Here is a 12,578-nt window from a genome sequence, read left to right as displayed (position 1 = left end):
CGGTAGTATCGCTGGGCACGCCAACTAGTGCAGGCGCTGTAGAATCGATAACGGTAATGGTCTGTGTTTCTGTAGTTGTATTGCCACCATCGTCAGTCACACTCCATTCACGAATAATGGTACCGACACCATCAGCAACGGTATTGGATGTTTCGCTATAGTTTACCGACAGGGTGGTATCGCAGTTATCTGTAGCAGTAACCGAAGGAGGTGCCGGAACGGCATCACACTGTACGGTAGCATCGCTGGGCACGCCAACCAGTGCAGGCGCGGTAGAGTCGATAACGGTAATGGTCTGTGTTTCTGTAGTTGTATTGCCACCATCGTCAGTCACACTCCATTCACGGACAATGGTACCGACACCGTCAGCAACGGTATTGGATGTTTCGGTATAGTTTACCGACAGGGTGGTATCGCAGTTATCTGTAGCGGTAACCGTAGCAGGAGCCGGAATGGCATCACACTGTACGGTAGTATCGCTGGGCACGCCAACTAGTGCAGGCGCTGTAGAATCGATAACGGTAATGGTCTGTGTTTCTGTAGTTGTATTGCCACCATCGTCAGTCACACTCCATTCACGAATAATGGTACCGACACCATCAGCAACGGTATTGGATGTTTCGCTATAGTTTACCGACAGGGTGGTATCGCAGTTATCTGTAGCGGTAACCGTAGCAGGGGCCGGAATGGCATCACACTGTACGGTAGTATCGCCAGGCACGCCAACTAGTGCAGGCGCTGTAGAATCGATAACGCTAATAGTCTGTGTTTCTGTAGTTGTATTGCCACCATCGTCAGTCACGCTCCATTCACGAACAATGGTACCGACACCGTCAGCAACGGTGTTGGATGTTTCGGTATAGTTTACCGACAGGGTGGTATCGCAGTTATCTGTAGCGGTAACCGCAGGAGGAGCCGGAATGGCATCACACTGTACGGTAGTATCGCCAGGCACGCCAACCAGTGCAGGCGCGGTAGAGTCGATAACGGTAATGGTCTGTGTCTCCGTAGTTGTATTGCCACCATCGTCAGTCACGCTCCATTCACGGACAATGGTACCGACACCGTCAGCAACGGTATTGGATGTTTCGGTATAGTTTACCGACAGGGTGGTATCGCAGTTATCTGTAGCGGTAACCGAAGGCGGTGCCGGAACGGCATCACACTGTACGGTAGCATCGCTGGGCACGCCAACCAGTGCAGGCGCGGTAGAGTCGATAACGGTAATGGTCTGTGTCTCCGTGGTTGTATTACCACAACTATCAGTCACGCTCCATTCGCGGACAATGGCACCGACACCGTCAGCAACGGTATTGGATGTTTCGGTATAGTTTACCGACAGGGTGGTATCGCAGTTATCTGTAGCGGTAACCGAAGGAGGGGCCGGAACGGCATCACACTGTACGGTAGTATCGCTGGGCACGCCAACCAATGTAGGCGCGGTAGAATCATTTATTGTAATTATTTGGGTAACAGTTGATGTTGCGCTATCACATATACTTGTATAAGTCCAAGTTCTTGTTATTGTACCTCCACAAGCAGTGCCATTAAGTGCACTATCTGTTCCGGTCACAGTACCAGAAGTTGAGTTGCAGTCATCATTCCAGGTTAAGTCAACCATAGCCGGAATGTCACCAATGCATTCAACTGTCACATCACTAGGGACGCTCGAAAAGTTAATATTGCGAAAGTTCGAATAATTATTTTGAACGGATTCATAATTAAAAGACACGTAATTTTCTATCGATAAATTTGAATCTAAAGTAGGTAGACTCTCATCATGTCTATGACTTTTCGATAGAATTCTTGAATAACCAAACACATTGATTACCAAAAAGGTTCCAAGAAGTAAATACAATGTAATTTTTCTCATACTCAAATAGTTAAAAGTTAGGGGCGTAAACCTATTAACAGAGTTAAGCACTAATAGAATGGATTAAAAAAGGTGAACAGGGCTTAAATTGTTAATCAGTTTGCTATTAACTGTTCAAGAGGGATAAAACAAATGTATTAGTAAAGTTATTGGCTAAACAAAATATTCGATTAAATACACCAATACTCTATATACTGCTCTAAAATAAAAATAAATCCCTAAAAAACAACAGTTTACGTGCTTTTGTCATAATGAGGATGTAGACATATTAAATTAAAAAGTAGTATTCAATTAAAACAGAGAGAGTGGGACTTGAACTTTTATATTCTACCATCTATCACGACACAATAGTTCTGTTTATAAGAACTATTGTGATAATAGTCTATAAGCAAGAATGTGATAATGATTAATAGTTTAAGAGTTATAGCTATAGGGCAAATAATACATTTGTTAAAGAATTTTTCTAAATGAGAATTTTAATATGAAGAACTAATCCATTGATTATTAATATATTTCAATAGAATTATTATATTTGTTAATCTCCACATTTGTCAAGAACTGTATTTAGGTATTTATTAATTCTAAAATTTGTTACCCCATTTTTATTGCTTCGAATTTAATTTTTAGTTGTGGTAAGAGCTATTAACTAACCATTTAAATTTTTTAAAAATGAAAAACAATTTAATTTTATTAAGTATAATCATGTGTTTATTGATTTGTCCCGTATCAAATTTATTTTCACAAGAAGATGATTCCTATGTAATGTGGGAGAGTTTTATGTTAACTCCAGACAATACTCAACTTAAAGTACTTTCTGAAAATATGAGAAAGCATAATGAAACGTATCATAATGAAGGAGCATTTAATGCAACTGTTTTTAATATTGTTTCAGGCCCAAATTCAGGAAAAATAGTATGGATGATGGGGCCAATGCAATTTAAGCATAACGATAGTAGACCGTCTGATGACGCTCATGATAATGACTGGCGTGACAATGTAATGCCATACGTAAAAAAAATGCATTCAATTGAATATTGGTCTCAAGATGATAAACTATCTAATACTGGTATGTTAGATGGTGATGCTTCAAAATATCCATTGCTTTTTGTTAGATATCATGAAGTAGAGGATGGAGCATATTCAGTCAATGATTTCTTTACGAAAGTAAGTAGCACTATAAAAGAAATGGAAGGTGATAATCCTTGGGGACTTTATTACAATGAGTTTAGACAAGGTGATTTAGGAAGACATATTGCTAGTGTGGGTTTCTTTAAAAATTGGACAGAATTTGATGATGATAATAACTTTAAAGAAACATTCTTAAAATTACATGGGGAAAACTCATGGGATAATTTTTTAAGAATGGGTGAATCGACATTCTCTAATTCATGGGATGAAATATGGAACTATAATAAACACTTAAGCGGAGACTAAATATTTAAATACTGACCTAAGAGATATTTTAGAATAATAAAACAAAAAACCCGAATATTAAATTCGGGTTTTTTATTGCGGAGAAAGAGGGATTCGAACCCCCGGAGGTGTGACCCTCAACAGTTTTCAAGACTGCCGCATTCGACCACTCTGCCATTTCTCCTTGAGTGCCTCATTAGGTATTCCCTAAATGCGGATGCAAATATAGAACCCTTTTTCGTTTCTTTCAAATAAAAACTAAAATTTTTAACCAAAGTTTTTTTGAAAACTACAATTAATATAAAATCTATTGGTTGATGCCAAACAGGATTAGTACTTTTGTATGACAAATTAAAAGATATGGGTGTTATAAATAAGTTGCAATGGCGCTATGCTACAAAATCCTTTAATCCAGAAGCAGTGGTGAATGATGAAAAGCTTCAAATAATTAAGGAGTCTTTTAATTTGACTGCTACATCCTATGGTTTGCAACCCATAAAGCTTATTGTTTTTAACAATAAAAAACTTCAAACAGATTTGATTCCACATACCATGAATCAAAAACAAATTGCTGAAGCATCCCATGTGTTGGTGTTTTGCATTGAAACTGTAATTGATGAAGAATTTGTTTTGGAGTATTTTAACCGCGTCCATGCTATTCGAAATACTCCAAAAAGTATACTGAAACCTTTTCAGGATTTTTTGATTTCAGATTTTGAGAAAAAACCTCAAGAGTTAATTGAAGAATGGGCAACTAATCAGGCCTATTTGGCAATGGGCAACATATTAACCGTTTGTGCTTTGGAAGGTATTGATTCTTGCCCTATGGAAGGTTTTGATGCTAATAAATATGATGAGATTTTAGGGTTGAAAAAACACGGATTAAAATCTGTACTTTTATTGCCAATTGGCTATCGATCGGATGACGATATGTTTGCCGGTTTTAAGAAAGTAAGAAAGCAACTTAAAGATTCTGTAATAACCCTGTAAAAATTAAATTATGCCAGGATTTGAATTGTTTGGAGATAAGGAACGAAAGGAACTACATGATGTTTTAGACAATGGCGTTCTCATGCGCTACGGATTTGACGGGATGCGCAATGGCCATTGGAAGTCCAAGGAATTGGAACAAGCTCTAGAGGAAGAACTACAAGTTAAGCACGCGCAATTAGTATCTAGTGGTACTGCAGCAGTATCTGTGGCTTTAGCATCTGCTGGAATTGGAGCAGGAGACGAGGTCATTATGCCAACGTTCACTTTTGTGGCGAGCTTTGAAGCCATTATGATGTTGGGAGCTATTCCTATCTTGGTAGATGTAGATGATACGCTCACGGTAGATCCTAAAGCTGTCATCAAAGCAATAACACCTAAAACGAAAGCTATTATGCCAGTGCATATGTGTGGTAGTATGGCTAATATGGGTGCTTTGCAAACCATTTGTAAAGAGCATGACTTATTGCTAATAGAAGATTCCTCACAAGCTACAGGCGCAACATATAAAGGGAAACCGCTAGGCAGTATAGGTGATTTAGGGTGCTTATCGCTCGATTTTGTAAAAATAATTACTGCTGGTGAGGGCGGCGCTATTTTAACCAATAACGAAAAATTTTACAGGCATGCCGACCATTACTCCGATCATGGGCATGACCATATAGGTAACGACAGAGGTGCAGAAACCCATCCGTTTTTGGGATATAACTTCAGAATATCCGAACTGCATGCAGCTGTTGGCTTGGCGCAATTAAGACGCCTGGATGAGTTTGTTGCTATTCAAAAGAAAAATTACAGCATCATTAGAGAAGCCTTATCTCAAATTCCCGAAGTGACTTTTAGACGGGTTCCTGAAGGTGGTGAGGAGAGTTACTCATTCTTAAGTTTCTTTTTATCCGATTTAGAAACATCTAGAAAGGTTATTCAGGCTTTTAAAGAAAATGGTATTGATGCTTGTTGGAATTACTACGATAACAACTGGCATTATATTAGAAAGTGGAATCATCTGAAAGAATTAAAAACACTTTATCCGTTGTCAGCTGAAGTAAAAGAAGGTCTCAAATACCTTGAAACTAAAACCTTTGAACAATCTGACTATTATATTGGTCGAAACATTTCCTGTTTAATTAAATTGTCTTGGACGGAAGAAGAGCTGAAGATTAGAGCTAACAAGATGTTAGATGCTATTAAGACTTCATTATAGTTAGTATTATTTTTTATAAACCTATTCATAATTTGATTTTATTGTTGAAAAATATTATATTTATTTGATAACCAACAATATAAATCATGAAATCAAAATCTTTACAACTATTATTGTTCTCATTTTTATTAATCAATTTTTGGGCTTGCAATAATGATAATAGAAAAACAGAACCAGCTTCAGAGGACATAGTAGAAGTTGAAGAAACCATTCAAAAGCCAAAAAATGTTATAGACATTGTAACACGAAGTATGGAATTTATTTGTGCAGATACCATTCCTTCGGGTTGGAATACATTTCGATACGATAATAAATCCAATGAAACCCACTTCTTTTTATTGGATAAATACCCCGAAGGTAAAACTGTTGAAAATGCCATTACTGATGTAGCACCTGTTTTTGAGGAAGGTATGGGTTTAATTAATGCTGGAAAGGCTGAAGAGGGCTTTGCAGCTTTTGGAAAACTGCCGGAATGGTTTGGAGAGGTTATTTTTTCAGGTGGATCGGGACTCATAGCTCCAAAACACACAGGTATGACCACCGTAAAACTTTTACCAGGTTACTATATTATGGAATGTTATGTGAAAATGCCCAATGGAAAATTTCACACATCAATGGGAATGGCAAAACCTATAATAGTTGTTGAAAAGGATAGTGGAAACCAACCTCCCGAACCAACCATTAATATTACGTTGTCTGGAGAGGAAGGCATTAGTTATGACCAAGGCATTACTAAGGGTAAACAAATTTTCTCCGTATTTTTTAAGGACCAAAAGCAGCACGAGAACTTTGTTTGGCACGATATCAATTTAGTTAAACTAGAATCACACGCTAGCGAAGACGCATTAGAAGCTTGGATGAATTGGTCAGATCCTAAAGGATTAATAACACCAGTTCCAAATGGTATTACCTTTTTAGGCGGTGTCAATGATATGCCAGCTGGAAATACAGGGTATTTTTATGCGGATTTAAAACCTGGAAAGTATGCCTTTATTTCTGAAGTACCGAATACTAAAAGTAAAGGTCTGTTTAAGGCTTTTGAAGTAGCAGATTAATAATTTACATACTCAACTATTTCCAATCCATAACCAATCATACCCACACGTTTGGTCTGTTCGCTATTGGAAATTAATCGGAGTTTGTGAATATCTAAATCGTGCAATATTTGAGCACCAATACCAAAATCCTTATTGTCCATCTCTATCCGAGGTGCTTTGGTGACTTCACCAGGAACTTGAGAATTTTTTAGAGCATTTAAACGCTTTAAAAGATTCATAGATTGCGATTGCTGATTAATAAAGATAATGGCACCTTTTTCTGCATTATTAATTACACGGAACATATCGTCTAATTTTTGTTCAGCATTATTGGTAAGGGTGCCCAATATATCATGATTAACCAAAGTGGCATTAACACGTGTTAAAACAGGTTCGTTGGCAGACCAGCTACCTTTGGTTAATGCAATATGAACTTGGTTGTTGGTAGTTTGTTTGTAAGCTCTTAACCTGTATTTACCAAAACGAGTCTCCAATTCAAAATCTTCAACTTTTTCAATTAACGAATCGTGTTGCATGCGATAAGCTACTAAATCTTCAATGGACACAATCTTTAAGTCGAATTTTTTGGATACTTCAATAAGTTGTGGTAAACGTGCCATAGTGCCATCTTCATTCATGATCTCTACAATCACACCGGCTGGCTTTAACCCAGCTAAACGGGCAAAATCTATGGCAGCTTCTGTATGTCCTGTTCGCCTTAATACACCACCTTCGCGAGCTACTAATGGAAAAATATGACCAGGACGAGCCAGATCAAATGATTTGGTTTCTGGATCAACAAGCGCTTTAACGGTTTTCGCTCGATCGCTGGCCGAAATTCCAGTAGTTACACCATTTCCACGTAAATCTACAGATATAGTGAAAGCCGTTTCCATAGGATCGGTGTTGTTATTCACCATCATGCCTAATTCTAATGCTTTACAACGTTTTTCTGTTAATGGCGTACAGATTAAGCCTCGACCATGAGTTGCCATAAAATTTATCATTTCTGGTGTAACTTTTTCTGCGGCAGCTAAAAAATCACCTTCGTTCTCGCGGTTTTCATCATCTACTACAATAATGACTTTACCCTGGCGGATGTCGTTTATAGCATCTTCAATTCTATCTAACTTAATAGCGTTTTTCGATTCTGTTTTGGTCGTAGACATAACAATGTAATTGAGTTGCAAAGATATTGCTTATTTTCAACTTTCAGGCAAGACGTCTTTTAATTTATTTCGTCTGAAATAATAAACAACTGGGTAAAAAACCAAGCTTAAAAGTGTTGGAATAACACCTTGAATAAATAATTTAGTTTGAATTAGGTTCAATATTTTTGACATTGCCCAACGTTCCTGAAAAAAATATATAACATATACAATCCAAGAAATGACACTTAATTGAATACTTATTTCTGCAAATTCAGGTAATTTGTTGTTTCTGAAAACAAAAAACAGAATCAATGATATTAAACCAAAACCATAGAATATAATAGTAATCCTACTAATAGATTTGTAGTTTCTGTATAGGGCTATAAAGGTCTTTTTAACTTCTGGTTCTAATTTTAGTTCAGCTGATTGTGTTTCAGAATCACCTTTGCTCTTTACTATTTTTGAACTTACTAGTTTCTTTAAAGGCTCTGTTATATGGTCGAATTCAAATAGTCCTCGGTCGGCAGTTGCTCGTTTTGTCAAATAAATGCCCAATGGCAACATTATTAGCGTTGAGAACCACGCAGCAAATACGGGATTTAAACTACCGTCTTTTGCACTGTTTTTTGCGAAAATTCCAATAAAATGATACGTTAGAAACAGCAGAATGGCAATAACCATTGGTAAACCTATACCGCCTTTTCTAATTAAAGCCCCTAGTGGTGCACCAACAAAAAATAAAATGATACAGGCAAATCCTAAGGCCAACTTTTCATGTAATGCAATAATGTGTTTATTAAGCCAAATACTTTTGTCTAGAAAATGTTTGTCTTTAATCTCAACAATTTGCATAGAACTCTTTGTGGCATTTATAGCCATATCTAGCAATTGCACCTTCTTTCTATTAGAAAATAATGATAGCACATCGCCATTAAATACGGTGTCTTTTTTAGTGTTTACACCAACATTTAGAACTGGTAAGTTTGAACGGTTATATAGGCTTGTTGCAAATTCAGAATATTCGTTATCAAGAGCTATTTCTAGGCTATCAATGGTATAGTTTAAATCTGAAATATTAAGCATATTATATTTGTCAGAAATGTTTTTTTCTTCCAAATCGCCTTGGTTCAATCCCGATAAATCTATATTAATAGTATATTTTTTAAAAAAACTTTTTGTCATTGGATGACGTAAACGTTCTTTAGGATCTTTAGGAGGTGAATCATCATAAAAATAGCCATCATATAGAATAAACTTAAGAACATCTGAATCTTCATTTCCAATTAGTTCACCTGTTTTTGATATTATGGTAGTGTAGTTTCCTATACCGTTTCCAGTTTTTTTATGCATGACTACACTATCTAAAAACTGCCCTCTATCACCATGCTTGTTAGCTACTTTTATGTTGTAATCCATAACTTCGTTAAACTGACCTTCAGCTATGGCCATAGCAGGTTTTAACTTGGCAATATTTTTTCTTAGGTTATAGGAATTAATTTCTGCCCAAGGAATAACATTATTTGAAAAAAAGAACGTTGTAATACCCAATACTACAATAAATATACTTAAACCAGCCATGGAGCGTTGTAGTGAAATTCCAGTTGATTTCATGGCGGCAAACTCATAGTTTTCGGCAAAACTTCCAAATACCATAATGGATGCCAATAGTATGGTAAGCGGTAACACTAAAGGAATTAGCTTTGGTGTAAAGTAAAATAAAAACTTTGCTACAACAATTATATCTAAATCCTTACCGGCTAGCTCTTTTATGTAAAGCCAAATGGTTTGTAAAACAAAAATCAGCATGAGAATTACAAACACGCTGATAAAAGTTTTTAGGTATGTAGATAGTATGTATCGATCTAAAATTTTCAAATGCTACCTAATCTAATTTATTGATATAATAATCTTTGTATTTACTCGCATCAAAAGTAAATAAGGTTTTTGATAACGGTTCGTTTGTTTTAAAAGAATTAACAGTTAAAGTAGTTTTTATACCATCTTTACCTGTTTGAATTAAGTTGTAGATATGGTTTGTTTTGGCATCAATACCTAAAAGAATGTTTTTTATTTCGGAATTAGAGTCAATAGGCGTCAATTTCACATATTGAATTTTTCTGCCTTGTACATTCTGAACAATATCCATATTATAAGTGTACCCTTCTTCATAAAACGATAGCATTTTACTTGGTGTAACATTGGAATCGTCTTCAGAGTTTTCACTCGAAATGGTAACTTCTTCGTCTTCAGGGCTTATACTGTATAGTGTTTTGCCGTCATACATTCTGGTTATACCAAGAATATTCAAAAGATATTTATCGCCTTGAATTATTACATTTCCTCGTGTTTCTTGTCTAACATTTTCAGCTACGTTATTGAGAACATATTTAAAATCGATAGATATGTTGTCATAACTTTTAACTTTTTCTGAAACCTTGTTTAAAAGCGCAATAGCTTCTTGATCTTGTGCAAAAGCAAAACTTGAAAACAATATTATACAAGCCGTAACTAACCTTTTCATTATATTCATTTTTATATTATTGACCTTCATTATCAAGTAATTGATTAAGTGCTGTTAAATCAGGAACTAATACTTGTCGTGCCTTACTACCCTCAAAGCCTCCAACAATTCCAGCAGCTTCCAGTTGATCTATTAACCTGCCCGCTCTGTTGTATCCCAATTTTAATTTTCGTTGTAATAAAGAAGCGGAACCTTGTTGAGCTGTTACAATAATTTCAGCAGCATCTCTAAAGAGTGCGTCTCTATCGTTTATATCAACATCAAGACTTGTGCCACTTTCTTCACCAACATATTCTGGTAACATGTAGGCGTCTGGATAAGCTTTTTGTGCCCCAATAAAGTCGGTTATTTTTTCAACTTCTGGTGTATCTACAAAGGCACATTGTATACGAATCATATCGTTGCCTTGCGTATAAAGCATATCACCTCGACCTATAAGTTGATCAGCTCCAGATCCATCTAAAATAGTTCTTGAGTCAATTTTTGATGTCACTCTAAATGCAATTCGCGCCGGGAAATTTGCTTTAATAATACCCGTAATTACATTTACCGATGGTCTTTGTGTAGCTATAATAAGATGAATCCCAATAGCACGAGCTAATTGAGCAAGTCGAGCAATAGGTGTTTCAACTTCCTTACCAGCGGTCATAATTAAATCGGCAAATTCATCAACAACCAAAACAATGTAAGGTAAAAATTGATGGCCATCATTTGGGTTTAGTTTTCTGGCTTTAAACTTGGCGTTGTATTCGGCTATATTTCTACACAATGCATTTTTAAGCAATTCGTAGCGGTTATCCATTTCAATACACAAGGAGTTAAGTGTATTGATAACTTTAGTATTGTCTGTAATAATGGCATCTTCACTATCTGGCAATTTTGCTAGATAATGACGTTCAATTTTGTTGAAAAGCGTTAATTCTACTTTTTTAGGATCAACTAATACAAACTTTACTTCGGCAGGATGTTTTTTGTAGAGTAAAGACGTTAGAACCGCATTTAATCCAACAGATTTACCTTGACCTGTAGCACCAGCCATTAGCAAGTGTGGCATTTTGGCTAAATCAACAACAAAAGTTTCATTACTAATGGTTTTTCCTAAAGCGATTGGCAGTTGCATTTCAGACTTTTGAAACTTTTGCGATGCAATTACCGAGCGCATAGAAACTATAGTAGAGTTTTTGTTTGGTACTTCTATACCTATAGTTCCTTTTCCTGGAATGGGAGCAATAATACGTATTCCTAAAGCCGAAAGTGATAATGCAATATCGTCTTCAAGGTTCTTGATTTTAGAAATGCGGACACCCGCTTCAGGAATTATTTCATACAAAGTAACCGTTGGACCAATTGTGGCCTTAATATTTGAAATGCCAATTTTGTAATTATTAAGCGTTTCAACAATTCTATTTTTGTTTTCCTCTAACTCTTCTTGATTGATTGTAATACCTTCGGTATCATATTTTTTTAAGAGCTCTAAAGAAGGGAACTGGTAATTGCTTAATTCTAATGTTGGGTCAAACTGTCCAAAGTCTTCAACAAGTTTATTGGCTAAATTATCAGTTTCGGAAATTTCTTCCTCAAACTTTTCAACCTCAATTTCTACTTCAGTTTCTTCTTTTGGTTTTTTGGTTTCTACAGAAATATTAGTTTTCTCAGTGCTTTCTTCTTTAGATTGAGGTTTGTCTATTTCTAGATCAAAAGCAGCTTTAATATCTTCGGCTTCAGCTGTCAAATTATTGTCTAAATTAACAGAGGAGCTAGATTCCATAATATCATCATTATCTTTGGACAATTCTTTGACAGCAGATTTAAAAAACTTTTTAAAACTTTCTGGAGTCATTTTAAAACGGATAGCCAGATATACAATAAATACAAATGCAAGCAGGAAAATAGTCCCAATTTTACCTAAATAGGTTTGAATAAACGCATTAATTTCATAGCCTACTGTGCCACCTAAATCATCGTTAAGTTCATTAAAAAAGCCAAATAATACAGAAAACCATATTACAATTATCGTACCCCAAAACCAATGTCTTCGAAGCTTTATCTTATTGGCATTTGTTAGGGTAAAAACACCGGAAAGGAAAATTAAGCCAGAAAAAATAAAAGCTGAAATACCAAATCCACGATGTATAAAAAAATCGCTCAACCAAGCCCCTGTTTTATTGAGCCAATTTTGAGATTCGACCTGTCTGGAGCTAAATTCATCAAGTGTGCTTTGGTCTATTTTACCAGTAAAAAAGTAAGAAACAAACGATATAAATAGTAGTAGTCCTAGAATAATTAACAAGCTACCAAGAATGAGTCTTTGTTGGCTAGATAATTTAAAGCTGGGTACTTTAAATTTCGATTTGGTTTCTTTTTTACGTTTAGTTTTTTTCTTGGCCAT

General features: G+C 35.9%; 9 protein-coding genes and 1 tRNA gene. 4 read left to right on the top strand and 6 right to left on the bottom strand.

Features of this window, described 5'->3' with window-relative positions; translation table 11 throughout:
• Positions 1-1,873: HYR-like domain-containing protein (locus tag MTX13_RS14010; RefSeq protein ID WP_449555743.1), on the bottom strand; the 1,873-nt coding region annotated here is incomplete at its 3' end.
• 669 nt (positions 1,874-2,542) lie between these two features.
• On the opposite strand from MTX13_RS14010, the gene MTX13_RS14005 reads away from it, so the two are divergent.
• A complete protein-coding gene (locus tag MTX13_RS14005) occupies positions 2,543-3,307 on the top strand; it encodes a hypothetical protein (protein WP_250437112.1) in 765 nt (254 codons plus the stop codon).
• Between the two features lie 78 nt (positions 3,308-3,385).
• On the opposite strand, the gene MTX13_RS14000 is transcribed toward MTX13_RS14005, so the two are convergent.
• A tRNA-Ser gene (locus tag MTX13_RS14000) sits at positions 3,386-3,470 on the bottom strand.
• 176 nt (positions 3,471-3,646) lie between these two features.
• Between MTX13_RS14000 and MTX13_RS13995 the strand changes: the two genes are divergently transcribed.
• The 3 genes from MTX13_RS13995 to MTX13_RS13985 all read left to right on the top strand — a co-directional run bounded on the left by MTX13_RS13995 (position 3,647) and on the right by MTX13_RS13985 (position 6,535).
• Positions 3,647-4,276 carry an NAD(P)H-dependent oxidoreductase gene (locus MTX13_RS13995; protein ID WP_250437109.1) on the top strand — a complete coding sequence of 210 codons (630 nt, stop codon included), beginning with the start codon at positions 3,647-3,649 and terminating at the stop codon, positions 4,274-4,276.
• A 10-nt stretch (positions 4,277-4,286) separates the two neighbouring features.
• Entirely contained in the window at positions 4,287-5,480 is a 1,194-nt protein-coding gene (locus tag MTX13_RS13990) for a DegT/DnrJ/EryC1/StrS family aminotransferase (RefSeq protein ID WP_250437107.1), read from the top strand.
• A gap of 86 nt (positions 5,481-5,566) precedes the next feature.
• Complete coding sequence (locus MTX13_RS13985) at positions 5,567-6,535, top strand: hypothetical protein (protein WP_250437104.1); 969 nt, start codon at positions 5,567-5,569, stop codon at positions 6,533-6,535.
• Here the strand turns inward: MTX13_RS13985 and ribB are convergent.
• From ribB to MTX13_RS13965, 4 genes are all read right to left on the bottom strand, one after another.
• Entirely contained in the window at positions 6,532-7,686 is a 1,155-nt protein-coding gene (gene ribB / locus MTX13_RS13980; RefSeq protein WP_250437102.1) for a 3,4-dihydroxy-2-butanone-4-phosphate synthase, read from the bottom strand. The genes MTX13_RS13985 and ribB overlap by 4 nt on opposite strands.
• 36 nt (positions 7,687-7,722) lie before the next feature.
• Positions 7,723-9,489 (bottom strand): LptF/LptG family permease, encoded by a 1,767-nt coding sequence (locus MTX13_RS13975; RefSeq protein ID WP_250437088.1) that lies wholly within the window; start codon positions 9,487-9,489, stop codon positions 7,723-7,725.
• A gap of 61 nt (positions 9,490-9,550) precedes the next feature.
• Positions 9,551-10,189: a LolA family protein gene (locus MTX13_RS13970; RefSeq protein WP_250437086.1), complete on the bottom strand. Its 639-nt coding sequence runs from the start codon at positions 10,187-10,189 to the stop codon at positions 9,551-9,553.
• A 16-nt stretch (positions 10,190-10,205) separates the two neighbouring features.
• A complete protein-coding gene (locus MTX13_RS13965; protein ID WP_250437084.1) occupies positions 10,206-12,578 on the bottom strand; it encodes an FtsK/SpoIIIE family DNA translocase in 2,373 nt (790 codons plus the stop codon).

Origin of the sequence: Hanstruepera flava (genome assembly GCF_023634025.1) — a bacterium.
Taxonomy (GTDB): domain Bacteria; phylum Bacteroidota; class Bacteroidia; order Flavobacteriales; family Flavobacteriaceae; genus Hanstruepera; species Hanstruepera flava.
Note: the sequence above shows the minus strand (reverse complement) of the source record. Positions and strands in the feature narration are given on the sequence as shown.

Bases quoted from the DNA above. Each gene is read 5' to 3' on its own strand.
- MTX13_RS14005 (WP_250437112.1), top strand. From the start codon at position 2,543: ATGAAAAACAATTTAATTTTATTAAGTATAATCATGTGTTTATTGATT.
- MTX13_RS13995 (WP_250437109.1), top strand. From the start codon at position 3,647: ATGGGTGTTATAAATAAGTTGCAATGGCGCTATGCTACAAAATCCTTT.
- MTX13_RS13990 (WP_250437107.1), top strand. From the start codon at position 4,287: ATGCCAGGATTTGAATTGTTTGGAGATAAGGAACGAAAGGAACTACAT.
- MTX13_RS13985 (WP_250437104.1), top strand. From the start codon at position 5,567: ATGAAATCAAAATCTTTACAACTATTATTGTTCTCATTTTTATTAATC.
- ribB (WP_250437102.1), bottom strand. From the start codon at position 7,686: ATGTCTACGACCAAAACAGAATCGAAAAACGCTATTAAGTTAGATAGA.
- MTX13_RS13970 (WP_250437086.1), bottom strand. From the start codon at position 10,189: ATGAAAAGGTTAGTTACGGCTTGTATAATATTGTTTTCAAGTTTTGCT.
- MTX13_RS13965 (WP_250437084.1), bottom strand. From the start codon at position 12,578: ATGGCCAAGAAAAAAACTAAACGTAAAAAAGAAACCAAATCGAAATTT.